The organism is Macrococcus carouselicus (genome assembly GCF_004359515.1).
Classification (GTDB): Bacteria; Bacillota; Bacilli; order Staphylococcales; family Staphylococcaceae; genus Macrococcus; species Macrococcus carouselicus.
Genome location: NZ_SCWD01000001.1, coordinates 514,725 through 538,244, shown reverse-complemented (window position 1 = coordinate 538,244; position 23,520 = coordinate 514,725). Strand labels below are relative to the sequence as shown.

Below are 23,520 nucleotides of genomic sequence, written 5' to 3'. Positions count from 1 at the left end.
CGATGTCTCACTTAAAGTGAAAACATCGGCTCAGAACCATTAAACGGCCATAATATCCTGCTCTTTTGCTGCTGTCAGATCATCAATTTTTTTGATATGATCATTCGTCAAAGTCTGAACATCTTCACTGAAACTACGCAGATCATCTTCAGTCAGTTCTCCCGCTTTTTCAGCTTTTTTCAGATCATCGTTTGCATCACGACGGATGTTACGGATAGCGACTTTAGCATTTTCAGCTTCTTTTCTGGCATCTTTCACTAAATCTTTACGGCGTTCTTCAGTCAGTGCAGGAACCGTGATACGAATCACTGTACCATCAGATGTCGGGTTAACGCCGAGATTCGCCATATTGATTGCTTTTAAGATGTCATCGATTGATGTTTTGTCATAAGGTGTGACAACCAGCATTCTTGCTTCTGGTACAGAGATACCTGCAAGCTGCTGAACCGGCGTATCAGCGCCGTAGTAGTTGACAGTGACCCGGTCAAGCAGTCCTGCATTGGCATGGCCGGCACGGATGCCTGCAAATTCACGTGTTAAGCTGTCGATACTTTTAGACATCTTGTCTTTTGCTTCATTAATAATTGCGTTCGTCATTGAAATTCTCCTCACTTATTTAGTAATCGTTGTACCGATTTCTTCTCCCATGATGGCACGTTTGATGTTACCATCCTCCATAATTGAGAATACCACGAGCGGGATATCGTTGTCCATACAGAACGAGCTGGCCGTTGAATCCATCACCTGAAGCCCTTCCTGCAGCATCTGGATATAAGTCAGCTTCTCATATTTTTTAGCTGTCGGATCAAGTTTAGGATCAGCAGAGTAAACACCATCCACATTATTCTTGCCCATCAGAATCACATCTGCTTCCATTTCAGCAGCACGGAGTGCAGCAGTTGTATCCGTTGAGAAGTAAGGATTGCCGATGCCTGCTGCGAAGATCACAACACGCCCTTTTTCAAGGTGGCGGATGGCACGACGTCTGATATAAGGTTCAGCGACCTGCTGCATCGAGATGGATGTCAGCACACGTGTATCACAGTCGAGCTGCTCCAGACTGTCCTGCAGCGCGAGTGAATTCATGACAGTTGCCAGCATGCCCATATAATCAGCAGTGCCGCGGTCCATACCGAGATCACTGCCGGTTTTACCGCGCCAGATATTTCCGCCGCCAACGATGACTGCTACTTCACAGTCCATTTTTGCGACTTCAGCGACCTGTTTTGCGATGTTTTTAATGATGACAGGATTGATCCCGAATCCTGTATCTCCGGCCAGTGCCTCTCCACTCAGTTTCAGTACGACGCGCTTATATTTTGATGTATCCATTTAATTCCGCCCTTTCAATCTGTTTTTTATCTCTTCTTTGGTGAGAGAAGCGCACAAACTATATGTATTATATCAGTTTGTCACTGATATGTTAATGCTTAAAAAAAGACACGAATCATCATGCCTGAATCATCGTGTCTGATGCATTATTATTTGTTGATTTGACCCATTACTTCATCAGCGAAGTTATCTTGACGTTTCTCGATACCTTCACCCACTTCGTAGCGTACGAATGATTTTAATGTGCCACCTTTTGATTTGAGGAACTCAGCGACAGTCTGATCAGGGTTCTTAACGAACGGCTGATCCACTGCACAGATTTCTTCAAGATACTTACGCAGACGGCCTTCAACCATTTTCTCAACGATGTTTTCTGGTTTGCCTTCATTTAACGCCTGCTGCTTAAGAATGTCTTTTTCATGCTCTAACTCTTCAGCAGATACCTGCTCACGAGAAACGAATTTAGGGTTTAATGCAGCGATGTGCATTGCAACGTCTTTCGCTGCTTCAGCATCAGTTGAGTTTTCAACAATAGCGAGTACGCCGATACGGCCGCCCATGTGCAGGTATTCGCCGAACGCATCTGCATCCGTTTTAGTTGCTAATACAAAACGACGTAACGTTAATTTTTCACCGATTGTAGAAATTGCTTCGTGCATTTTGTTTTCAACTGATTTACCATCTGACATTTCTGAAGCCATCAATGCTTCAAGATCAGCCGGTTTAGTATCTAAGATGTGAGCTGCCATTTCTTTAACCAGTGCCTGGAAACCTTCATTACGTGCAACGAAGTCAGTCTCTGAGTTTAATTCTAAAAGAACGGCATCGTTTCCTTTTGAAGCCACATAAGTTGTTCCTTCTGCGGCGATACGGTCAGCTTTTTTAGCTGCTTTAGCGATCCCTTTTTCACGTAAGTAGTCAACTGCTGCATCAATGTCACCATCAGTTTCAGTTAATGCTTTTTTGCAGTCCATCATACCTGCGCCAGTTCTTTCGCGAAGTTGTTTTACTAATTGTGCTGTAATAGCCATGAATAATTCCTCCAGATAAAAGATATGTTCTTCACTTTTCAATCATACTAAATTGTAAGACAAAAGGCGAAATATTTACATAATTTCTTTAAAAAAGGTGATAAGTAAACTTATCACCTCAATTGATTATGCTTCAGTCGTTTCGTCAGCTTTCGCTTCAGTTGACTCAGTTAAATCGATATTCTGCTCAGCTGCAACTTCCTCATCAGAAACGCCTTGTTTCGCTTCAAGGATTGCATCAGCCATTTTACCTGTTAATAATTTAACGGCACGGATTGCATCATCGTTTGCAGGGATAACATAGTCGATTTCGTCTGGATCACAGTTTGTATCAACAATACCGACGATTGGAATGTGTAATTTTTTAGCTTCAGCGATTGCGTTGCGCTCTTTACGAGGGTCAACAACGAAGATTGCTGATGGCATAGATTTCATATCGCGGATACCGCCTAAGAATTTGATCAGACGATCGTATTCTTTTTTAAGTTCAACGACTTCTTTTTTAGGAAGTACGTCGAATGTACCGTCTGCTTCCATTTTTTCGATCTCAGCAATACGTTTTACACGTTTGTTGATTGTTTTGTAGTTTGTTAAAGTTCCACCTAACCAACGTTGGTTGATGTAGAACTGACCTGAACGCTCAGCTTCTTCTTTAATCGCTTCCTGAGCTTGTTTTTTAGTACCGACGAATAAGACAGTACCGCCTTCTTCAGCAACAGATTTCATGAAGTTGTATGCTTCTTCAACTTTCTTCACTGTTTTCTGAAGGTCGATGATGTAGATACCATTTCTTTCTGTAAAGATGTATTTCTTCATTTTTGGGTTCCAGCGACGAGTCTGATGACCGAAGTGAACACCAGCTTCTAACAATTGTTTCATTGAGATAACTGCCATTTTATTTCCTCCTATTGGTTTATTCCGCCACTACAGGCAATTTCAGAACAGACAAGCTGCACCCCTGAAATACTGAGCCATAGTGTGTGAATTAGCTTTTTTCAAGCCGTCTATTAATATATCATATCAAACAGAAAAAAACAACCATATTAATGGCTGTTTTCAAGTTCCTTTAAGAACTGTTCTTTCTTGATTTTAATGAATGTTCCTTTCATACCGAGTGAGCGGGATTCAATGACACCTGCACTTTCCAGTTTACGCAGTGCATTAACGATGACTGAACGTGTGATTCCTACACGATCGGCCACTTTGGATGCAACCAGAAGACCTTCATTAGCATTAAGTTCTTCAAAGATATGTTCGATCGCTTCCTTCTCAGAATAAGAAAGTGAATTGATCGCCATGGTAATCGCTGCTTTGTCACGAGCCTTGCTTTCAATCTCTGTATGTTTCTCGCGGAGAATCTCCATACCGACGACTGTCGCCGCATACTCACCGAGTACAAGGTCATTGTCATCAAATTCCTTGTCGACACGTCCCAGTACCAGTGTACCGAGTCTTGTACCGCCACCTTTAATCGGTATGATGGTTGTTTTGCTGTCCTTGAACAGCTCCTCATTTTCAGGCGGGAAGACGGTTAATCTGTCATCAAGTGTGATATTGGATTGAGTAGCATCGACCTTCAGGAGATAATCCGTATAAGTTTCAGGAATCTGCCGGTCCTCAAGCATTTTGATGATGCGGTCATTCTTGAGAAGTTCATTTACTCCAAAACCGAGAATCTTACCTCGTCTGGAAACGATGAAGACATTGGACTGCATGACGCTGCCAAGATGGTCAGCCATCTCCTTGAAATCGACTGCAAGTCCCTCATGCTCCTGCAGTAACTTGTTGATTTCACGTGTTTTTTCTAATAATTTCATAACGTTGACAGTCTCCTTTAGAGTATAAACTCACTTAGATTTTTATTGGTTGCAATTGAGCCCAGTTTTGATTCTACGTACTGCTTTGTGATTTCCACATGTGCATTCGGCATATCAGGCGCTTCGAACGAGAGATCCTCAAGCATCTTCTCCATGATGGTATGAAGTCGTCTGGCACCGATATTATCGGTATCCTGGTTCACTTCGTAAGCGATTTCCGCAAGACGTGTGATCGCCTCATCAGTAAAGGTGATCGTCACATCTTCAGTTGCGAGCAGACTTTCGTATTGTCTGAGCAGTGACAACTTCGGTTCACGCAGTATCTTCTCGAAGTCATCCACTGAGAGTTTGTGCAGTTCGACTCTGATCGGAAAACGCCCCTGCAGCTCAGGGATGAGGTCACTTGGCTTGGAGACATGAAAGGCACCCGCACCGATGAAGAGAATGTGTTCAGTGTTCACTGCCCCGTATTTCGTCTGTATGACACTGCCTTCAACAATCGGCAGGATATCACGTTGAACACCTTGTCTGGAGACGTCCTGTCCAGAGTTCGAGCTGCCGGCAATCTTATCAATTTCATCTATAAAGACGATACCGAGCTGCTCTGCAAGCTGCACTGCTTCCTGATTGACTGATTCCTGGTCAATCAGTTTACCTGCTTCCTCATCTATAAGAATAGGGCGTGCTTTTTCGACGGTCAGCTGACGTTCTACTTTCTTCTTCGGCATCATCTGGCTGAGCATATCCTGCATATTGTTACCCGGCATATCCATACCGAACGGCAGCCCCTGCTCCTGCTCCACTTTAATCTTGATGATCTCCTGCTCCAGTTCACCGTTTTTCAGGCGACGTCTGATGTCTTCACGCTTTGAGCTGATGTCAGGTGTGACCTCTTCTTCCTCATGCTGGTCCATCAGGTTCGGCATCTGACCACCGAACAGCGCTTCAAAAGGATTGCCGCCTGACTGCTTCTTTTTCATGGCAGGAACAAGAAGTTTGACCAGACGCTCATCTGCTGCCTGTGTCGCTTCGGCCAGCACTTCCTTTTTCTTTTCCTCTTTGACCAGTCGGACCCCGTTCTCCACCAGATCACGAATCATGCTTTCAACATCACGACCGACGTAACCGACTTCTGTATATTTCGTTGCCTCCACTTTGACGAAAGGCGCACCGACGAGACGGGCAATCCGTCTGGCAATTTCTGTCTTACCGACACCAGTCGGTCCGATCATCAGAATATTCTTCGGGATAATCTCCTGCTGCAGCTGCTCGTCCAGCTTGGAACGGCGGTAGCGATTTCTGAGGCTGATCGCTACTTTCTTCTTGGCGTCTTCCTGACCGACAATATGCTGATTCAGTTCAGAGACGATTTCCTTCGGGGTGAGTTTCAGTTTGTTATTCATAATGCCTCCTTAGAGTTCCTCAAAAATAATATTATGGTTTGTAAAGACACAGATATCAGCTGCCGTGTCCAGGCTCTCGCGGGCAATCTCACTTGCTGAAAGATGAGGTGCATGTTTTTTGAGTGCACGACCTGCACTGAGTGCGTAGTTACCGCCTGAACCGATGGCGATGACATCATCATCCGGCTGAATCACTTCGCCGGTCCCGCTGACTAAGAGCAGTTCCTTGTCATTCATGACGATCAGCATCGCTTCCAGCTGACGCAGCATTTTATCACCGCGCCATTCCTTGGCAAGCTCCACGGCTGCCCGTGACAGGTTGCCGTTATATTCATAAAGTTTCGCTTCAAATTTCTCAAAGAGCGTGAATGCATCCGCAACGCTGCCGGCAAAACCTGCCACTACTTTATCATCGAAGAGACGACGCACCTTTTTAGCCGTTGCCTTCATAATGACCTGTTCACCGAGTGTAACCTGTCCGTCACCAGCCATTGCGGTATGTCCACCGTGTTTGATTGCAAAGATTGTAGTCACAGATTTCCTCTCCTTTATGCACGTGGATGTGCATTTAAATAAGTCTGTCTAAGATGTTCTTTTGTTACATGGGTATATCTGCCCGTCGTCGATAGATTGACATGGCCGAGCAGATCCTGAACGGTCCTGAGGTCCGCACCTTCGTTCAGCAGATGAGTTGCAAACGTATGCCGCAGCATATGCGGATGAATATGTGACACTTGACCGGTCCGCTTGATGATATCATTCAGCACATATCTAACCCCTCGTGCGGTCAGCGGCCCGCCCTGCTGGTTGATCAGCAGGAAATCGTGATCCTTCGCATGCTGACGTCTTAGCGGTAAGTATTCCCGCAGACTCTTCAGGGCAAAACTGCCGAACGGTACGATTCGCTCCTTGTTACCTTTACCGAGCACTTTCAGGAGCATCATCTCTTCATCAAGATCAGTCAGCTGTAGATTAACAAGTTCTGAGACCCTGATGCCGGTCGCATACAGCACCTCAAGTATCAGCTGATCTCTTACATGGAAAGGTCTGCCCTGATTGACTTCCGCAAACAGGCGTTCTATTTCCTCCTCATAAAAAAACTGCGGCAAATATTTTTCGTGTTTGGGATGAATGAGGCTATCGAACGGATTAACTGCATCTCTGTCCAGCTGCAGAAAACGATAGAAAGTCTTCAGGCTGGATATTTTCCGCGACACAGTTGAGCGGGTCAGCTTCTGGTCATACAGATGGACAAGGTAGCCGCGTGCATCACGGTAGACGAAAGAATCAAGTCCTATGTGCTGCTGACTCAGGTACTCCATGAAATGAAGTACATCCTGCACGTAAGCCGTCTGTGTATGATCAGAGAATCCTTTTTCCAGACGCAGAAAGCGGCTGAAGTCTTCTACGCGTTGATCCATGCATAACCCCTCCATTTATCCGAATTGTATCACAATTCAGAATTTATATTCAATCGAAAGCTCTACAAAGTCACCTTAAATTGATCCAGGCTGTCCAGCGCCTTATGGGCAAGCATTTCGTAACGTTCTTTTTTATCTTTGATTCTTTTTTCAAGCGGAGGCAGCAGACCAAAGTTGGCGTTCATCGGCTGGAAATTCTTCGCATTTGTATGGGTAATATAATGTGCCATCGCACCGATCATGGTTGAAGGCGGAAAGACAATCGGCTGGAGTCCACTTGCCAGTTTGGCCGCATTGATCCCCGCGATCAGACCACTCGCTGCACTTTCAACATAACCTTCCACACCTGTCATCTGTCCCGCAAGGAATAAGTCATCCTTACCCTTGAACTGATAGGTCGGTTCTAGGTTGGTCGGTGAGTTGATGAATGTATTGCGGTGCATCACACCGTAGCGGACAATCTCGACATTCTCAAGCCCTGGAATCAGCTGCAGAATCTCTTTCTGAGCCCCCCACTTCAGATGCGTCTGAAAACCGACAATGTTATAAAGTGTCCCTGCTGCATCATCCTGACGGAGCTGCACAACGGCGAACGGACGTTTACCCGTCTTCGGATCTTCGAGACCAACGGGTTTCATCGGACCGAAAAGCAGTGTCTTACGGCCGCGCTTCGCCATCTCTTCAAACGGCATACAGCCTTCGAAATAAATCTCTTTCTCAAATTCCTTCAGCGGCACGACTTCTGCTTCTAATATTGCGTTGTAGAAGCGGTCAAACTCCTCTTCAGTCATCGGACAGTTCAGATAAGCAGCCTCGCCTTTATCATAGCGTGATTTTAGATAGACTTTATCCATATTGATGGAATCCTTCTCAACAATCGGTGCCGCAGCATCATAGAAATAAAGATGATCCTGACCGGTCAGCTCCTGAATGCTCTTTGATAAAGTCTCAGTGGTCAGAGGACCCGTCGCAACAATCGTCGGTCCTGTCGGTACAGAGTGGATTTCTTCATTATATACTGTGATGTTCGGATGATTTCTTAGCGTATCAGTGATAAAGCCACTGAATTCGTGGCGGTCAACGGCGAGCGCACCCCCTGCAGGCACACTTGCAGCATCCGCTGCTTTCATGACGAGTGAATCCAGGCGTCGCATCTCTTCTTTTAAGACCCCGACTCCGTTCGTCAGTGCATTACCTCTCAGTGAATTTGAGCAGACGAGTTCTGCGAATTTATCTGTATGATGAGCGGGCGTCTGTTTGACTGGTCTCATTTCGTAAAGGTTTACTTTAATATTGCGTTCTGCCAGCTGATAAGCGGCTTCTGAACCGGCTAGTCCGGCTCCGATTACATTAACTGTTGTCATATGTCATTCCTCCTTGATCCTTACTGATTGTAATATATTCTGATAAGTAAATAAACTAAAAGAACGATGTGCAGCTGCACATCGTCATTTTATTGAGGTTTTTCTTCGTATTCGCAGTTCGGACAGACAACCTGCATGTTCTTTCCTTTTTTCCGTTCCACAAGCTGTGTCTCACATTTCGGACATTTTCTCGGTACGGGTTTATCCCATGAAATGAAATCACATTCAGGGAAATTCGTGCAGCCGTAGAAAATACGGTTTTTCTTGGACTTACGCTCCACCACTTCGCCGTCCTCACATTTCGGACAAGGAACACCGATTGATTTGACGATGGCCTTCGTGTTGCGGCAGTCGGGGAAATTCGAGCACGCCATGAACTTACCGTAGCGTCCCATCTTGATGACCATCGGCGACCCGCATTTCTCACAGTCCTCACCTGCCGGCTCATCCTTGATCTCGATTTTCTCCATCTCTGCTTCTGCGCGCTCCAGATCAATCTTGAAGTTATCATAGAAAGCTGAGAGAACCTTCTTCCACTCCATCTCGCCATTTGCCACCCGGTCAAGCAGTGCCTCCATGTTCGCGGTGAAGTCAACTTCTACGATTTCAGGGAAGTATTCCTTCACGCTGTCATTGACGATGACACCCAGTTCTGTCGGGAAGAATTTCTTCTGATCCACTTTGACATAATTACGCTTCTGAATGGTATCGAGTGTCGGTGCATAGGTAGATGGCCGACCGATCCCCTTCTCTTCAAGCGTCTTCACCAGCCGTGCTTCTGTATAGCGTGGCGGCGGCTGAGTGAAATGCTGGTTTTCAGCGATATCCGTCGCCTGAACTTTATCACCGACTACGAGTTCTGGCAGTCTGTTCTCGCCTTCTTCCTCAACATCATCATTACCTTCAATATAGACGCTCATAAAGCCTTTGAACTTCACTGTCTGACCGTTCGCACGGAACTTGATATTTCCTTGCGTCAAGTCCACAGCAACTGTATCTATGACGGCAGGAGCCATCTGACTCGCCATGAAACGTTCCCAGATCAGTTTATAGAGACGTAGTTGATCGCGTGACAGATAATCCTTCATGGAATTCGGCGTACGCAGTGCTGAAGTCGGCCGAACGGCCTCGTGGGCATCCTGTGAGCCTTCCTTCTGTTTTGTCTTCTTACGATTTGACAGAAAGGTGTCGCCGTAATTCTCTTTGATGTAACCGGCTGCTTCATCTTTCGCAGTCGCAGAAATACGTGTTGAGTCTGTTCTCATATAAGTGATGAGCCCGACTGTCCCCTGTTTCTTCAGATCAATCCCTTCATACAGCTGCTGAGCAAGCATCATTGTCTTACGGGCTTTGAAGTTCAGTTTACGGGCTGCTTCCTGCTGCAGAGAAGAAGTCGTGAAAGGATTGGCAGGATTACGCAGCTTCTCCTTCTTAGAGACATCAGTGACATCGAACTGATCGCCGGCCAGCTGACTGACAATCGCCTTGACGTCTCCACTGTTCTTCAGCTTCTTCGGTTTATTGTTCTCATGCAGAAACTTCGCTTTGAAAGTGACGCCTTTATGCTTGAACGTACCGTCGATTGTCCAGTATTCCTCAGGTTTGAATGCATTGATCTCTTCCTCACGGTCGATGATCAATTTGAGTGCAACAGACTGAACACGACCGGCTGACAGACCTTTCTTCACTTTTTTCCACAGCACAGGTGAGATATTATAACCAACCAGGCGGTCCAGCGCCCGGCGTGCCTGCTGGGCATCGACCAGTTCATGCTTGATTTCACGCGGTGATCTGAAACTCTCTTTGACCGCATCTTTTGTGATCTCGTTGAAGACCACCCGTGATTTTGCTGTTTCGTCTATATCCAGTATATGTGCCAAATGCCAGGCAATCGCTTCACCTTCACGGTCCGGGTCACTTGCGAGATAAACATGTTTCGCTTTCTTCGCATATTTCTTCAGCTCCTGCACGACAGGGCCTTTACCGCGGATTGTAATATATCGAGGTTCAAAATCATTATCAACATCAATGCCCATCTGACTGCGAGGTAAATCTCTGACATGTCCCATAGAGGCGATGACTTTAAATTTTTTTCCTAAATATTTTTCAATGGTTTTTGCTTTTGCAGGCGATTCAACAATGACAAGATTCTCTGCCAATTGTATCTCCCCTTTTCAACTCGTTTTCAAGTGTAAATGATAACGGTCAAGGATAACGCTGTCAATTATTTAATTTTCTGAATGCTGAAATCTTCCAGAATATCCTGAGCAGAAAGACACATCTTGGCACCTTCAAATATTTTCAGATTGCTGCCTTCAGAATAGAGACTGGTGACCGGACCGGGAATGCAGTAAACATTCCGGTTCTGATCGAGTGCCTGGTCAAGCGTGATGAGACTTTTACTGACTAAAATATTTAGCTGCTCCATAATCTTTATAGACAAATTTAATTTCTAGATCAACTGCGTTAGTACGACTAACTACTATATGTTTAAACACATTACTATAAAATTCATTAAGCTCATTTGGCATTGTATTCTTCTTAATATCTTTCAGAAAAAAGTTAACATTATCTAAATAATCTTCGTCATCTTCATTTTCTATTTGAAAGATTGTGTTGTTAATTTGATTGATTTCAGCTTTCACAACCGCTAATTCAGATGTATGCTCTTCTTTAAGCTTCTTAGCTTGAGCTGCTGTATATATCTCAAATATAAATCCTTCGTCAATTTTATTCATCAGTTTCTCAATCCGTTTTTCTTCTTGTTGTAATCTATATAATTTATCTTGCTGCAACTTTACTTGTTCATTCTTTGATTTTTGATAATTCTTTAAGTTTTCCAGTTTATTTTTCATCATCTTAAAGAATTCATATAAACATTCTTCTACTATTTCAACATCAACTGGTAAATAATGAATACTATTTATCATGTCTTTTTTATCAACAACTAGCCTATCAGGACGTTTAACATGTTTCTGAGACTTCTTCAGATAATACTTTTCACCAGTCGGTGTAATACATAAACCTGTTAAAGCATGTACATGCTTAATAGGATTACGACTAGCTGATTTCTGTACAAAATGCTGTTTAATTAGATTAAATTCTTCCATTGTAATAATAGCTGGATGATTATCTAATTTACGTTTCCATTCTGATTTATCTACATATTCAAATTTAGTCACAGAGTATGATTCATTATCTTTGTTTTTGTAGTTACCTTTATATTTATTGTACACATAAGTACCTGCTATTGTTTCATTCTGTAAAATCTTACTTACTCGTTCACGATCAAATAGATTTCCTTTTCTAGTCCTAAGTCCTGTTTTATTTGCAACCTCAGCTACTTTAACTGTATTACGATGTTCTAAAAATAAGTCTTTAAGTTGTCTAATCACCTTAGCTTCATCTTCATTAATAATAAGAAATTTAGTCTTTCTATCAATACTGTAACCATAAGGAGGATTACCATTTACCCATTTACCCATGAATTGAGCCAAACGCTTACCTTCTCTGTGTCTCTTTTTGATTTGCATGAGTTCCATATTACCAAAGAACATTTTCATTTCTAGCATCTGAGCATGGTTAGAATTGTTTAAATCATAAACGTCATAAGGTGATTCCTGTACAATCTTAATATTGTGATTCTTTAAAATACCTAATATCCTATCTAAATCTGCGCCTTTACCCCTACTTAATCTATCTATATCAACTACAACTACTGCATCATAGACACCTTCTTGACAGTCTTCTAATAGCTTTATCATCTGAGGTCTATCTCTCAAAGTACTTCCAGAACCTATTTCTTTATATACTTTATATTTCCATTCATTAAGATCACATCTAGCTTTCAGTCTGATTAGATGATTATTTAAATCTTTTTCACCTTCATTAGCTCTTGATTTACGTGCATATATGGCAACATTCTTAATCTTCTTCTCTTCTTCTATAGCATAGTAATCTTCATAGTTGAAATTATTCTTTTCCATAGAGTTTTCTTCCTTTCGTATTTTTACTGTATTCGAGTGTTAGCTTACAAGTAAAACTCAGCTCTTGTGGATCAGTTTCAATAGTATGAAGATTCCAACGTTCATTCTGAGGTGTCAGTTCCAATCTTCTACCTATGTTATATACAGTAGAAGGACTCAAGCCAATTTCTTTACCTATTTCTTGATTAGTTTTTAATAGATAATTATCGTAAATATATTTTTCCATAGCAGGTGTAACTTCAAAATCATTGCGATACATTTTGAGTTCATTTATTTTACGATGAATAGCTAAATGGCTTCTGTCTGGTAACAGCTTTAATAATACTTCCCAATCAGCCTTAGCATTGTTTTTAAGGATATCTATTTCTTTCTGAGTCCATCGTTTACGTGGTGTAGTGTCATAATTATGTTTTTTATTCTTTTTTGCACGCATCAATGAATCATATTTAGATTTAACCTGTCCTTTAGTACGATTAGGGAAATGGTGAAGTATATCTTCATACTTGATGCGTTGTCCTGATTTCAGCTCTAGTAATAAATTTTCTTCGTCTTTTGTCCAAACCATTCTTTTCCTTGTTGCCATAAATTTATCACGCTCCATTTAATATGTTGATTATATTGTACGACTAATACCATCATATCAAAAGTATTAAATAATTAAATAAAAAAGTATTATTTTTGTTGACTTATATTAGATTATTTATTATAGTTTAGATATCAAATAAAACATTTAAGGAGATTAACAAATGAACTTTAAGAAGATGAGTCAAGAAGAACTGGTACTGGCTGCTATGAATATGAATCAAGAGTTAAATTGTTATGTTGAATATGCTAGTGAGTTAGATGAAAAGAAAATGGAGATTGAAGAATTAAGAATTGAGTTAGCTGGAAAAGATGAGCAGATTGAAAAGTTAGAACAGCACTTGAATGAATACCAATTTCAGAATTGGAAACGTGAAATGAAACTATAATAGAAGAAAAGCTACCGCTCAACTAAAAGAGTAGTAGCTTTTTTAAATCTCATCTTTAGCCCTTTTCCATTTACCAGTGTCATGAACGTCTGAATTTTCTACTTCGTTACCATTTTTATCAACTGGAAACGTTAACGTTCTTCTAAAATGATTTCTATCTTCACTAAATTCATATACTTCTTTAATATACTTTGTATCACCATCAATAGTAGCTGATTGTAAGATAGTTATTTTATTATCTTTTGAATCAATTACCTTATATTCTTCTTTTTCATTATCATCAAACTCTTCATTGGGAGAAACGATATTTTTATACTTATCATCAAACTTTATTTTAGCACCTTCATATTCTTTATTTTCAATCTTCCAGACACCAATTAAATCCTTCTTGTTTTGATCTCCACATGCTGCAAGTGTAAATATTATCGGTATAAGAAATATTAATATTCTTTTCATAATATCCCCTCCAGTCAATTTTTAGGTCTACCACTTCTTATCTCAGTCTCTCTGTATGATTCAAACTTTTCTCTTATACTACTTTCACTACCTGTGATGTGTTCTAATTCATTACCCCTGTTATCATGTTGAACAAAATGGTATTGTCCATCCATCTCAAATAAATAGACACGATAATTTTTGTTGATGTTAGCCACTTTATAGCGTATTACTTCTATCTCAGGTGTCAGTCCAATTTCATTATCCCAATTATCCATAAATTGTTTTAAGGCTATATTTACAGCTTTAGTTTTAAAACCTACCGCTAATTTACGATTACGTCTTAAAGAGTCATCATCATTTGATAACGAACTATTTCTAGCATTTTGTAGCTCAAGATATGCTTGTAAGCTTTCTAAACGTTTAATGTTATCTTCTTCTACTAGAAAAGTTTGTCTCTTATGAGAATCTTCTATCTTATATAATGAACGTTCTTTTTCATAGTTGAGTATAAGATCTTTAATTGAATCTTCTTTCATAAAACCACCTGTTTATATTTTATTTAATATAAAGAGTATAACATAAAGTATTATATTTGCTTATAGAGCCAAACATATAATAATTCGTTTAAATGAAGACATAAAAAAATGCTCCTACCTCAAGTATATGAGATAAGAGCATTAGTAGTAGATTTTATATTATTTACCATTATTCAGAATGGTTATTCTAAGTGCAGTTTCTGTCCTTGATGAATAGTATCAGATTAGTCACGATAAAATTCTCCTTTTATACAAAATAAAAAGAGTATCTACCTCAGTAGACACCCTTATTTTCCAATGTTATTTACAATATCCAAAAAACAAGCAACTTAGAAATGATGCTAACATACCTATCATTTGCACTTTTTGCATGAGTTTCATCTCCTTTTAAATGTATTATATAAAAAATATTGGAAGTATTACACCAATAGTTGCCATTCTCCAAAATGTTCCCAGAATCATTAATACTAGAGAAATTGCAAAACTCCAGATAGCTGCTGTTTTCTTTTTATCAGATTCTTTGTAATCCTTACTTAATTCAGCAAAATCTTTTACAGCAGTTTTAACCTCATTTTGAATATCTTTTTGCATAAGTGTTTGTTGATACTGAGACTCTGTTAGCTTGTTTAATCCATCAAATAACTTTTCAGATTTCGCTTTATTATTATCCTCAGATTCTTTTAACAATACTTTTATATCTCTTTGATTCTCTTTTACTTCTTTCATAATATCTTTTTCAGTGTTTTCTATCTTAGTGTCTAATTGTTGAATAGACCTCTCAAGCCTTTTTATGTCTTCTTCATTTCTGTCGAGCCTAGTATTTATAGTTTCCAACTCAGAGTCACCACTTTTATACGCATATTTATTTTACTTAATAATCCCCCACAATTTTCCTTCATTACCGTTGGAATCTACTTTGCGAACTGGCATATATACATTCCTACCGTTGTTAGCTGTCCATTTAATCCAAACATAGCCTTCATTCAGATAGACCATATCATATTTAATTTTCTGACCTTTTTTCAATACCCCAGCTTTACGACTTTTTAATGAGGGTTTAGAATATCGTGTTACAATCCCATCAGGTACAGTACAAGTGAAAGTTGCTGATTCTTGTTTGTATTTTAATCCTTTAGAAACCTTCCACGTAGAAGCAACTTTATTTATAATTTGTTTAATGCGAGAAGATACAGGTTTTTTTCGGATGACAGGTTTAGTTTCATTAGTATTGATGTTTCCAATGTGATCACCATGAATAGCTTCCGCTAATTTTAATGTAAAACTATCAATATTATTTCTGATATAATTCATATCTTTAGTACTGGTAATAAAACCTAACTCAACTAAACGATATGAAACACCTAAACTAGCAGCAATACGTGCGTTACCCAAATCTGTTCTTAATGAGATTCCTCTGATTACACCAACTGTATTAGCTAAAGCATTTTGAATTCGAGTATCAATTGCGTCTGGTTTGAATCCGCCCCATACAATAGTGTGTCCACCAGAAGCACTGAAACCAGCAGCATCTAAATGGAATTCAATTACTTCATCAAACCTTTGTTGCTTTGCCCAATACAATCCATGTTGATTAGTGCCATCAAAAGTCACTGTCAACATATCGTATCGTTTGTCAAATACTGTTACATCATGACCAGCTTTGATTAAATAATTAGCAATTCTATCCACGATATGTTCACGAATGAAATCACGTTCGTTTGTCCCGTTACCCACAGCACCACAATCTATTCCACCATGCCCAGCAGTCAATAAAATCTTTTTACCCACTTTATCACCATCTTTCTTAAATTGTTTAAGATCAGAAATATCATATTTCTCAATCGGAATACCTGAACATACTTCAGTGACTTCATTGTTTAAATCTGTTCCTTTAGGTCTTAACTGGAGATGGAGATGGACAGACATTGGATTATCATAATAGTTAGATGAACCTTGTTGTCCGACAATATCACCTTGTTGCACAATATCTCCAACTTGATAATTCAATGTTCCACGTACTAAATGACCATAAATCCAATCATTTCCTTTAGCATCTCTGATTTCAACTGTTCCACCAAAGTTACCATAATCTTCAGAAGTAATGACTACACCTGAAGTCACTGAAGGAACATCATTCGTATCATTGTTGTAAAAATCAAATGCTCTATGATAACCACCGCAAAAGGAATCATAATTAATACCATTCTGAGTAAAGTTTCTTAGTCCATAAGTGTTAGGGTAGTGGTCGTAGTTACGAGGGTCAGATGAAATTTTCCAACCTTTACTTAATAGATAATCTATTGCTGTTTCCATTTTTCACATCCTTCTTTTAATAAAAAAATAAGAGAGACATCTATTAACTATCTCTCTTTATAACTTATTGATTTACTGAACTATCAAATTCACCTGACGTATCTGTATTATCAGCAACCAATTCAGTGTCATCATTTACTTCTTGCTCACCTTTAATAGTTAAGTCCATATTAGGATCAGTTGGTTCAGTTTTGTTCATAGATAACTCTGAATCATTCAACCCTTTAACTGTTGGGTCATTAACAATCCCCATTAGCACTAGGACACTTAAAACAGTGTTAAAGATACTATTAGCCTGTTCTGAATAAGTAGATATATCATATCCAAACAATGAAGCAATTTGATTAGCAAATATTAAAATTAAACTAAACAGAGATACAAGGAATGTTTTACTTTGTAATCTTACTTTCCAATTAATATTCATAATTTATTTTTCACGCTCCTTTGTTTTTATTTATAATAAAAACCCCTCACTTATGTGAGAGGTTGAGTATATTCAAAGCCTCCAATTAGGAGGCAATCAATTATTGTGCAAGGTCTTCAAGTCCTGCTTCAATTAGAATTTCACGGACTTGCTCTTTAAGGACTTCTGGTGTGCGAGAATACTCATACTTGCCGGCAATAATACGGTTAGCAATCAGTAACGCCATCATGTCTTCACCTCCCCTCAATAATTCTGCGTATAATAAAAAGGTGCTATAGAGTCGTTTCCATGATTTCAACGACAGCACCTTCTAACACATCAACTCTCTCTTTTAATGTAGGCGAGGATGTTATTTTATTCAGTTCTGCAAGTTCTTCCTCTGTAATAGTCTCAATCCACTTTTCGCCATCAAATTGAGCCTTGTAAAGACCGTCAGGCGGCTTGATGAGTGTTGCGTTAGTCGGTAATACTGAAACCTCTCGACCATCCGCATCTAATATTGTTAAGTTATCGACAATATCTACACCGTTAAAGATACCTTCCTGATTAAATAGATAGATTTGTTGCATAATTATCCCACCCTGTAAGTAATTTGACCTTGTATTTTATTGCCTTGCGTTAGTGTCTTACCAACTGCAACCCCTGTGGTCGTGATATTGATAAATAAATCGGGTGTATTTGTGGTGATATTATACGATGGTACAGGTCTAATGACTGTCGGAAGATAGTTCGAAGGTATCGAAGCAATAACTGTGCCAGCAGCCACTAAACCCACAGTCAAATCAAATTTAACTGTAACCAAACTATTACGATCTTTATAATACTTAACCGAGCCTGTATAACCATTTTGAAGGATTGCATCAGTCCATTCAGGATTGGTTTCAACCGATTCTCGGAAGTCGATGCCACTATACCAGACTTCATCAACCACATCATAATTTGAAATAAACAATAGTTTAATATAAGTTGTTCCATATCTAAATACATTAGTAGCTTCTGAACCGCCTATACCTAAAACCTTGCCACTGTAATTTGTCCATGTTGCCGGGACTACTACTTTAGACAGGACAGAGTAATTATAGTTACCACCCTTATTTGTACGACTCGCAGAGTGTCCAATCGGAAATACACCGTCTTGTGTGTCTTTGTAAGGAATATCCCACGCAGATGATAGAGTAATTGTATTATTCGTAACATCCACGCTTTGTATGCCAATCTTGTTGTAGCGTGAATAAGTTCTGTCAGCAAATAAGTATCCCTTGCTGTCTTTGTAGCCCCAGAGGATGACACCTTTTTTATCGTTGGTCAGAGTCCAACTACTATCCGCCCACGCTGATACATTATCCAGATAAATAATCGTATCTCCAACTTTTAAAGGCTTAGTTAATTTAGCCACTGGATAATTTCCGCTTTCAAGATTTTCAGGATAAATCGCATTACGATCTATATCGTAACAGGCATGACCGAAATATTGCTGACTGATTGCTTTTTTTGATTTAACCCAAGCACTTAATAAATAAGATTTTGATGGATCAACAGGTATAAACTCGTCAGATTGGTAAGTTTTGCGTAGATCCCCTGTATAAAAACTCCCACGCCCTACCTTAACCTCATCCTGTTTATAGGTAAAACCGCTAAAGTTAGTATTATCTCCGAGTAATCCTGTGCCATTTGTAACTAAGTTTTGACCTCTTGACTGCACATAAAGTTTCATGTTGTCGATTTCAGCCTGTGATGGTTTTGCCATCGTTGTCTGCTTAATGCCGTCAATATACCAATATCCATCGCTGCCGATTGTTACTTTGGAACCGTCAAGTCCTTTGAGCGAAAGCAAGTAATCATTTACTGTCTTATCTGTATTGCCCTGTTGCAGCCAGACTTCGTAGGCGGAAGAGCCTTCATCACCTTTAACTTTAAGAGATTCTAATTGCTCAGATGTAAAATCTTCAAAGGTAAAAGCTTCACCTCTGAAACGATCTGGATTAGCTTCGATAATGGACATGATAGCATTATCAATTAAGTTTACATCTATTTGTTTTGCTATTGCTTTATCAATACCACTATCCCCAATATCAAATTGAAAATTGGCTACATGAACTGATTCGTTCTCAGACGTTAAGAAAAGTTTTGCGTTAACTGATCCAACGTGTTTAATCACATCTGGTTGAATAGTATATTTAATAATACCTGAAGTAGAATCTACTACTTCTAATGGTTCATCAAGAAATATCGAACCATCTAAAGTAAATAAATCTAATTTAGGTTTCATTGCAGATTGAGTTAAGTCAAATCCCAATCCATTATATTTAATATATAGCGTGATACTTGCTGTATTCTCATCCTCAGTGTAAAACTTAGCTCCAATGTTTCCTAAATCTACACCAGTGACTTTAATATCAGCAGCAATATCTCTGTTTTTTAATATAACCATAAATTCTTGTCCCCTTCATCGGAATATAATAAAAGTACAATCAAAGAACTGTTTCCATCAGCTCTAAGATTGCACCTTCAAGTGTTTCTATTTTTTGTTTTAATTCTAATATTTCAATATCTTTTTCTTTAATTTCTTCAATATTGAAAAGTTCTTTATTTAATGATTCTTTTAGAGTTTCATCATTTATTGCTTTTACATCAAGATTACTATTAAAAATATGATAGTTCTCAGGAATTGCACCAATAAACGATTGAGTACCTTTAGTGTTAGTGATTTCAATATCTGCTAATTGATTGCTTAATCTAATAGAATCACATAATTCACTATGAATAATATTCTTGTTTTCATCTGTGAATATCAGTTTATACATAAGTTACGTACACCTCCATGTTTAGAGCAGATAATTCAGCATAGTGTGCTAAATCTTGTGCTGTAGGTTTTATACCAAAGCCTGCCCACGTACCATCATTAATCAATGTTTTAAAAGTAGAAGTAACATCATAGGTTTTAGTTTCTCCCCAGTCCATGATAATTTCTTTATATGCTGTTGAGAATGATGGACTTGATGATGGTTGTGAAATATATTTATGCATACGCAAGTTGACTTTAGCATTTGAACTATTACCTATTTTTGAACGTCTTGATAATTTAACTTTAACTGATTTAATTGTTTTTCCTTTAAGTGTATCTCTCATTGTCGCACCAAAGAACCAGCAACCAGTCTGTGCAGGAGATCCATATCCCATTCCTTGTACTGGATAACCATAGTGAAAATCACCTGATCTTGCCCAAGTATTAATCCCTGAATATCTGTAATGATTAGCACTTAATGGCTTAAATATTCTACTTTTAGTAGTTGTTACTGTTGACGGAGCTTTAGTTACAACTGTTGGATAAGTTGCATCAACAATATTAATATTTCCAGCATAGCCTTTATTATAGTTAGCTACTTTCCCGATAGGAGCATTGTTATTAACATTTATAGTTGCGCCACGCCATGAAACAGTTCCATACCTACTTGCGACACCAGTATTATTTGACATATAAACATTATGAAGATTAGTAGCTGATACACAATCTTGTACATTTTGAATTTCACAATTGTTAATATATGTGTTTCCGCCACCTAAACCTTGAATTCCTAATTGTCCCGTTCCATTGTTACCGTTTAAATTCAAGCCAACGAATGAAACATAATGTGAATATTTATTTTGAGCTAAATACGGCTTATCATTATCCAAAGTATTAATCGTTCCGTTTTGTATGGTCACTCTACACTGACAATGTTCTATTGAGATTCTGAAATTACTATCGTACCCCCTTAGTTCAAATATAATTTCACCGTTTCCTAGTTTTGAGCTTAATACAATATCTTCATTTATATCATAAGTACCATATACTAATACAGTAATTGTATGATTGATAATATCTGGAATACTATCTATAGCTTTTTGTAATGAAGAAAAAGCATCTAATTCAGCTAATCCGCTATTATCATCGTTGCCATATACTGAACCTCTAACATAATAAGTTAAACTTGAAGTACTTCTGGTGACTAGAAAAGGATTCTGAATAGGATTCTCAACTATTAAATCAGTTACTGTGAATGTATCTGCCCCCTTATTTTGTGCAGAAATTTGAAAAAGTATCTCATTGTTATCATTTCTGAAATTAATCTCACCTGAGCCTAAATACTGTTTCTTATTAGGATCAATGACTGGTACAGTAATTGTAGAACCGTCTTCATCAGTAGTAGTTTCATAAATTATGTTTCCTGAAGAATCAGTAGCATAGTCATTTATATAGCCGCCTACATTAAGTTCTCCACCAGTAAGTTTATTTAATGATAAGTCTTTAACATGTGCATCAGTTATGACTGCGTTCTTAATTTTAGTGACACCTTTAGTTACTTCAATCTGTCCTTCATTTAGATTGATAAGATTAGATTTTAGTGATAATTCATTTGGACTAACAGCAACTGTTGATATTAATCCATTCTCGCTAGATGAAATATTAATTCCGTTTGAAATTAATTTAATAACACTAATGGCTTCAGACATGGTTTTAAGCTGAGTATTAATCTTACTTTCACTGACTTCTAAGTTAATTTCTTTCTTTGTCTGTTCAATAGCTGTTTTATTTGCACTGATATCATTAACAAATCCGTCTTTATCAGTAGAATATGTAGCACTTGATACATACTGACCAACCATATCAGCAGTTACTTTATCGTACACCTTAGTAACATTAGCTTCAGATAAATTGATATCTCCAGATAGTGTATTATTGATTGAATCATAAGTGAGTCCAGTGATATCTGCTACTTCTTGAAATACTTTTTTGACATTTTCTTCAGTATATTGAGATTGTAATAAATTGATTCTTTCATTTATAGCAGTATTAGCATTAGTTAATTCAATTCTTAGTTGCTCTACTGATTTACCATAGTTATCTAATAGTGTCTGAACTTCAATAACATCTGTCATTGAAGGTTTTTCAATAGCTTGTTTAGCAATTATTAGTTCACCCAGAGCAATAAAAATAGAACTTGCATCTGCTAAGTTCTGATTAAGATTATCTTTAATTGTTTGATCTACTAAGAATTCATTTTGCAGTATTATTGTGACTTCAGCACTCAATGCTAGATGTTGACCAGCCATATTCTTATACACAGCTTCTAAGCTATCAATCATAGCACTTTCTTTAGCAACAGCTCCTATATCAGATGGTTTTGTAGGACTATCAATAATCCATTGTGTTCCATTCCAACGTTTTAATATTGCAGGTTGAGTACTAGTATCAAGCCAGAGCTTATTAACTGGAATTACACCATCTAAATACTCAGGAGCAATTTCTGATTTATGAATATCATTTTCTGCTACTGTCTCAGAAATGTTAGCAATAATAGTATCAAGATTGTTAATATTATCATTGAGTTTAGTCGTTAATTCAGATTTTAGTGAATTAAAGTATCTTCTTAACTGATCTTCAGAATATTGCTTAATTGAACCTAATGTAAATTGCTTAGAACTTTCACTAAATATATCTCTACTAACTGATTTTACTGTAGCTTCTAAGTAAAAATGAGGTTGAAAAATCACATCTCTAACTCTTACTCTATCACCAAATCTAACCTGTTCTTTTAGTTGTCTGTTAACTTCTACAGCAGTAACTTCATATTCTACAGTTGAATCAATCATATTTTTCAGTGCTTTAGCACCTTTAATCTTCATCTTAGCTGTAGTCATTTTGTCTGATTCTTTAGCTTCTATATTATAAATTGACCAAGAGAATTTACCATTATTACCCCAACGATCTCTTGCTTTATCATCAGTAATTTCAGTAACTAATGGCTTTCCTTTTTCATCAGTAGAAGTAAGAATTAATGCTGTTACCAGTTCTCTAGTATTTTCTTTCTTTTTGATACCAGTAACATTATGACCTCTAACTAATTCTTTCCCCTCAAAGTCTTTACGTTCTGTCATATGTACATAACGACCAGTAATAGAATTGCCTTGAGTATTTACTGTACAGTCAAAATGTAAATCGGTTAATTCTTCAATCATAAGCAGAATTTCATAAGCTGTTTTATATTCAGTCGTTACTAAGTCTATAAATCCATCAAAATCAACATTACCTTTAAGATAACCTGTATCTATCAATGCGATATCAATTGCTTCATCTACTGTAATATTTTGACGATTCATAGGAGCTAAAGGTTTAACATTTCTGCTTAAATCATCTAGCCAAGCCGCATCTGATTGAACAAATATAATATTGTTATCTGTCTCAACCGTCTTAATTACAAATTCTCGATACTTGTTATTAATATCATCTGGAATCAATACACGATTCTGATTAGCTAGATGTTTTGTGTATTTATATGGAATAGAAAAATCAAATGTTTCTGAATGATCTTCAGCATTTCTAGTATGATTATTATCTAATACCATTCGCTCTCTGGAAGTATTTGTTAGATAAAGCAGAATATCTTCAGTTTCATTGTCTAAAATATGAATACCTTTGTTTGTCAATGTCCTTACACCTTCT

At 38.3% G+C, this 23,520-nt stretch carries 24 protein-coding genes; 1 reads left to right on the top strand and 23 read right to left on the bottom strand.

From position 1 onward, the window contains the following. Nucleotides 1-39: 39 nt before the first annotated feature. The 13 genes from frr to ERX40_RS02600 all read right to left on the bottom strand — a co-directional run bounded on the left by frr (nt 40) and on the right by ERX40_RS02600 (nt 12,955). Nucleotides 40-597 (bottom strand): ribosome recycling factor, encoded by a 558-nt coding sequence (gene frr / locus ERX40_RS02660; RefSeq protein WP_133416951.1) that lies wholly within the window; start codon nt 595-597, stop codon nt 40-42. A 15-nt stretch (nt 598-612) separates the two neighbouring features. Continuing rightward, on the bottom strand, nt 613-1,332 hold the full coding sequence (gene pyrH, locus ERX40_RS02655; protein ID WP_133416950.1) for a UMP kinase: 720 nt from the start codon (nt 1,330-1,332) through the stop codon (nt 613-615). Between the two features lie 149 nt (nt 1,333-1,481). Beyond that, nucleotides 1,482-2,363: a translation elongation factor Ts gene (gene tsf, locus ERX40_RS02650; protein WP_133416949.1), complete on the bottom strand. Its 882-nt coding sequence runs from the start codon at nt 2,361-2,363 to the stop codon at nt 1,482-1,484. Nucleotides 2,364-2,489: 126 nt separating this feature from the next. Beyond that, nucleotides 2,490-3,257, bottom strand: a complete 768-nt coding sequence (rpsB, locus tag ERX40_RS02645) for a 30S ribosomal protein S2 (protein WP_133416948.1) — start codon at nt 3,255-3,257, stop codon at nt 2,490-2,492. A 149-nt stretch (nt 3,258-3,406) separates the two neighbouring features. Beyond that, nucleotides 3,407-4,180, bottom strand: a complete 774-nt coding sequence (gene codY / locus ERX40_RS02640; RefSeq protein ID WP_133416947.1) for a GTP-sensing pleiotropic transcriptional regulator CodY — start codon at nt 4,178-4,180, stop codon at nt 3,407-3,409. 17 nt (nt 4,181-4,197) lie between these two features. After that, the gene (gene hslU, locus ERX40_RS02635; protein WP_133416946.1) at nt 4,198-5,586 is read right to left on the bottom strand and encodes an ATP-dependent protease ATPase subunit HslU; all 1,389 of its coding nucleotides are present in this window, start codon (nt 5,584-5,586) and stop codon (nt 4,198-4,200) included. Nucleotides 5,587-5,592: 6 nt separating this feature from the next. Then, on the bottom strand, nt 5,593-6,135 hold the full coding sequence (hslV, locus tag ERX40_RS02630) for an ATP-dependent protease subunit HslV (RefSeq protein WP_424960720.1): 543 nt from the start codon (nt 6,133-6,135) through the stop codon (nt 5,593-5,595). After that, nucleotides 6,132-7,004, bottom strand: coding sequence for a site-specific tyrosine recombinase/integron integrase (gene xerA / locus ERX40_RS02625; protein WP_133416945.1), 873 nt, complete (start codon nt 7,002-7,004; stop codon nt 6,132-6,134). The genes hslV and xerA overlap by 4 nt, the downstream gene beginning before the upstream one ends. Nucleotides 7,005-7,066: 62 nt before the next feature. Further along, on the bottom strand, nt 7,067-8,368 hold the full coding sequence (trmFO, locus tag ERX40_RS02620; protein ID WP_133416944.1) for an FADH(2)-oxidizing methylenetetrahydrofolate--tRNA-(uracil(54)-C(5))-methyltransferase TrmFO: 1,302 nt from the start codon (nt 8,366-8,368) through the stop codon (nt 7,067-7,069). Nucleotides 8,369-8,457: 89 nt separating this feature from the next. After that, nucleotides 8,458-10,527, bottom strand: a complete 2,070-nt coding sequence (gene topA, locus ERX40_RS02615; protein WP_133416943.1) for a type I DNA topoisomerase — start codon at nt 10,525-10,527, stop codon at nt 8,458-8,460. 65 nt (nt 10,528-10,592) lie between these two features. After that, a complete protein-coding gene (locus tag ERX40_RS02610; RefSeq protein ID WP_133416942.1) occupies nt 10,593-10,796 on the bottom strand; it encodes a DNA-processing protein DprA in 204 nt (67 codons plus the stop codon). Then, nucleotides 10,768-12,354: a recombinase family protein gene (locus ERX40_RS02605; RefSeq protein ID WP_133416941.1), complete on the bottom strand. Its 1,587-nt coding sequence runs from the start codon at nt 12,352-12,354 to the stop codon at nt 10,768-10,770. Before ERX40_RS02605 ends, ERX40_RS02610 begins: the two co-directional genes overlap by 29 nt. Then, a complete protein-coding gene (locus ERX40_RS02600) occupies nt 12,341-12,955 on the bottom strand; it encodes an SANT/Myb-like DNA-binding domain-containing protein (protein WP_133416940.1) in 615 nt (204 codons plus the stop codon). The genes ERX40_RS02605 and ERX40_RS02600 overlap by 14 nt, the downstream gene beginning before the upstream one ends. Before the next feature lie 145 nt (nt 12,956-13,100). Between ERX40_RS02600 and ERX40_RS02595 the strand changes: the two genes are divergently transcribed. Further along, on the top strand, nt 13,101-13,325 hold the full coding sequence (locus tag ERX40_RS02595; protein WP_133416939.1) for a hypothetical protein: 225 nt from the start codon (nt 13,101-13,103) through the stop codon (nt 13,323-13,325). A gap of 42 nt (nt 13,326-13,367) precedes the next feature. Here ERX40_RS02595 and ERX40_RS02590 read toward each other — a convergent pair whose 3' ends face one another. The 10 genes from ERX40_RS02590 to ERX40_RS02550 form a co-directional block, all read right to left on the bottom strand. Then, nucleotides 13,368-13,781 (bottom strand): hypothetical protein, encoded by a 414-nt coding sequence (locus tag ERX40_RS02590; RefSeq protein ID WP_133416938.1) that lies wholly within the window; start codon nt 13,779-13,781, stop codon nt 13,368-13,370. 14 nt (nt 13,782-13,795) lie between these two features. Beyond that, the gene (locus ERX40_RS02585; protein WP_133416937.1) at nt 13,796-14,299 is read right to left on the bottom strand and encodes a hypothetical protein; all 504 of its coding nucleotides are present in this window, start codon (nt 14,297-14,299) and stop codon (nt 13,796-13,798) included. 396 nt (nt 14,300-14,695) lie between these two features. Beyond that, nucleotides 14,696-15,133, bottom strand: coding sequence for a hypothetical protein (locus tag ERX40_RS02580; protein WP_133416936.1), 438 nt, complete (start codon nt 15,131-15,133; stop codon nt 14,696-14,698). Nucleotides 15,134-15,166: 33 nt separating this feature from the next. Next, entirely contained in the window at nt 15,167-16,612 is a 1,446-nt protein-coding gene (locus ERX40_RS02575; RefSeq protein WP_165980632.1) for an SH3 domain-containing protein, read from the bottom strand. A 64-nt stretch (nt 16,613-16,676) separates the two neighbouring features. Then, nucleotides 16,677-17,036 (bottom strand): phage holin, encoded by a 360-nt coding sequence (locus tag ERX40_RS11595; protein ID WP_133416935.1) that lies wholly within the window; start codon nt 17,034-17,036, stop codon nt 16,677-16,679. A gap of 100 nt (nt 17,037-17,136) precedes the next feature. Then, nucleotides 17,137-17,265 carry a CD1375 family protein gene (locus ERX40_RS11545; protein ID WP_279487849.1) on the bottom strand — a complete coding sequence of 43 codons (129 nt, stop codon included), beginning with the start codon at nt 17,263-17,265 and terminating at the stop codon, nt 17,137-17,139. Between the two features lie 43 nt (nt 17,266-17,308). Further along, nucleotides 17,309-17,605: a hypothetical protein gene (locus ERX40_RS02565; protein ID WP_133416934.1), complete on the bottom strand. Its 297-nt coding sequence runs from the start codon at nt 17,603-17,605 to the stop codon at nt 17,309-17,311. 2 nt (nt 17,606-17,607) lie between these two features. Beyond that, complete coding sequence (locus ERX40_RS02560; protein WP_133416933.1) at nt 17,608-19,467, bottom strand: BppU family phage baseplate upper protein; 1,860 nt, start codon at nt 19,465-19,467, stop codon at nt 17,608-17,610. 40 nt (nt 19,468-19,507) lie between these two features. Beyond that, entirely contained in the window at nt 19,508-19,840 is a 333-nt protein-coding gene (locus ERX40_RS02555; protein WP_133416932.1) for a hypothetical protein, read from the bottom strand. Continuing rightward, nucleotides 19,833-23,504, bottom strand: coding sequence for a phage tail spike protein (locus ERX40_RS02550; RefSeq protein WP_133416931.1), 3,672 nt, complete (start codon nt 23,502-23,504; stop codon nt 19,833-19,835). Before ERX40_RS02550 ends, ERX40_RS02555 begins: the two co-directional genes overlap by 8 nt. Nucleotides 23,505-23,520: the final 16 nt, after the last annotated feature.

What these genes read in the sequence shown, in the direction of transcription:
- frr (WP_133416951.1), bottom strand. Translation starts at nt 597, where the DNA reads ATGACGAACGCAATTATTAATGAAGCAAAAGACAAGATGTCTAAAAGT.
- pyrH (WP_133416950.1), bottom strand. Translation starts at nt 1,332, where the DNA reads ATGGATACATCAAAATATAAGCGCGTCGTACTGAAACTGAGTGGAGAG.
- tsf (WP_133416949.1), bottom strand. Translation starts at nt 2,363, where the DNA reads ATGGCTATTACAGCACAATTAGTAAAACAACTTCGCGAAAGAACTGGC.
- rpsB (WP_133416948.1), bottom strand. Translation starts at nt 3,257, where the DNA reads ATGGCAGTTATCTCAATGAAACAATTGTTAGAAGCTGGTGTTCACTTC.
- codY (WP_133416947.1), bottom strand. Translation starts at nt 4,180, where the DNA reads ATGAAATTATTAGAAAAAACACGTGAAATCAACAAGTTACTGCAGGAG.
- xerA (WP_133416945.1), bottom strand. Translation starts at nt 7,004, where the DNA reads ATGGATCAACGCGTAGAAGACTTCAGCCGCTTTCTGCGTCTGGAAAAA.
- trmFO (WP_133416944.1), bottom strand. Translation starts at nt 8,368, where the DNA reads ATGACAACAGTTAATGTAATCGGAGCCGGACTAGCCGGTTCAGAAGCC.
- ERX40_RS02610 (WP_133416942.1), bottom strand. Translation starts at nt 10,796, where the DNA reads ATGGAGCAGCTAAATATTTTAGTCAGTAAAAGTCTCATCACGCTTGAC.
- ERX40_RS02605 (WP_133416941.1), bottom strand. Translation starts at nt 12,354, where the DNA reads ATGGAAAAGAATAATTTCAACTATGAAGATTACTATGCTATAGAAGAA.
- ERX40_RS02600 (WP_133416940.1), bottom strand. Translation starts at nt 12,955, where the DNA reads ATGGAGCGTGATAAATTTATGGCAACAAGGAAAAGAATGGTTTGGACA.
- ERX40_RS02595 (WP_133416939.1), top strand. Translation starts at nt 13,101, where the DNA reads ATGAACTTTAAGAAGATGAGTCAAGAAGAACTGGTACTGGCTGCTATG.
- ERX40_RS02590 (WP_133416938.1), bottom strand. Translation starts at nt 13,781, where the DNA reads ATGAAAAGAATATTAATATTTCTTATACCGATAATATTTACACTTGCA.
- ERX40_RS02585 (WP_133416937.1), bottom strand. Translation starts at nt 14,299, where the DNA reads ATGAAAGAAGATTCAATTAAAGATCTTATACTCAACTATGAAAAAGAA.
- ERX40_RS02575 (WP_165980632.1), bottom strand. Translation starts at nt 16,612, where the DNA reads ATGGAAACAGCAATAGATTATCTATTAAGTAAAGGTTGGAAAATTTCA.
- ERX40_RS11595 (WP_133416935.1), bottom strand. Translation starts at nt 17,036, where the DNA reads ATGAATATTAATTGGAAAGTAAGATTACAAAGTAAAACATTCCTTGTA.
- ERX40_RS11545 (WP_279487849.1), bottom strand. Translation starts at nt 17,265, where the DNA reads ATGATGGCGTTACTGATTGCTAACCGTATTATTGCCGGCAAGTATGAG.
- ERX40_RS02565 (WP_133416934.1), bottom strand. Translation starts at nt 17,605, where the DNA reads ATGCAACAAATCTATCTATTTAATCAGGAAGGTATCTTTAACGGTGTA.
- ERX40_RS02560 (WP_133416933.1), bottom strand. Translation starts at nt 19,467, where the DNA reads ATGGTTATATTAAAAAACAGAGATATTGCTGCTGATATTAAAGTCACT.
- ERX40_RS02555 (WP_133416932.1), bottom strand. Translation starts at nt 19,840, where the DNA reads ATGTATAAACTGATATTCACAGATGAAAACAAGAATATTATTCATAGT.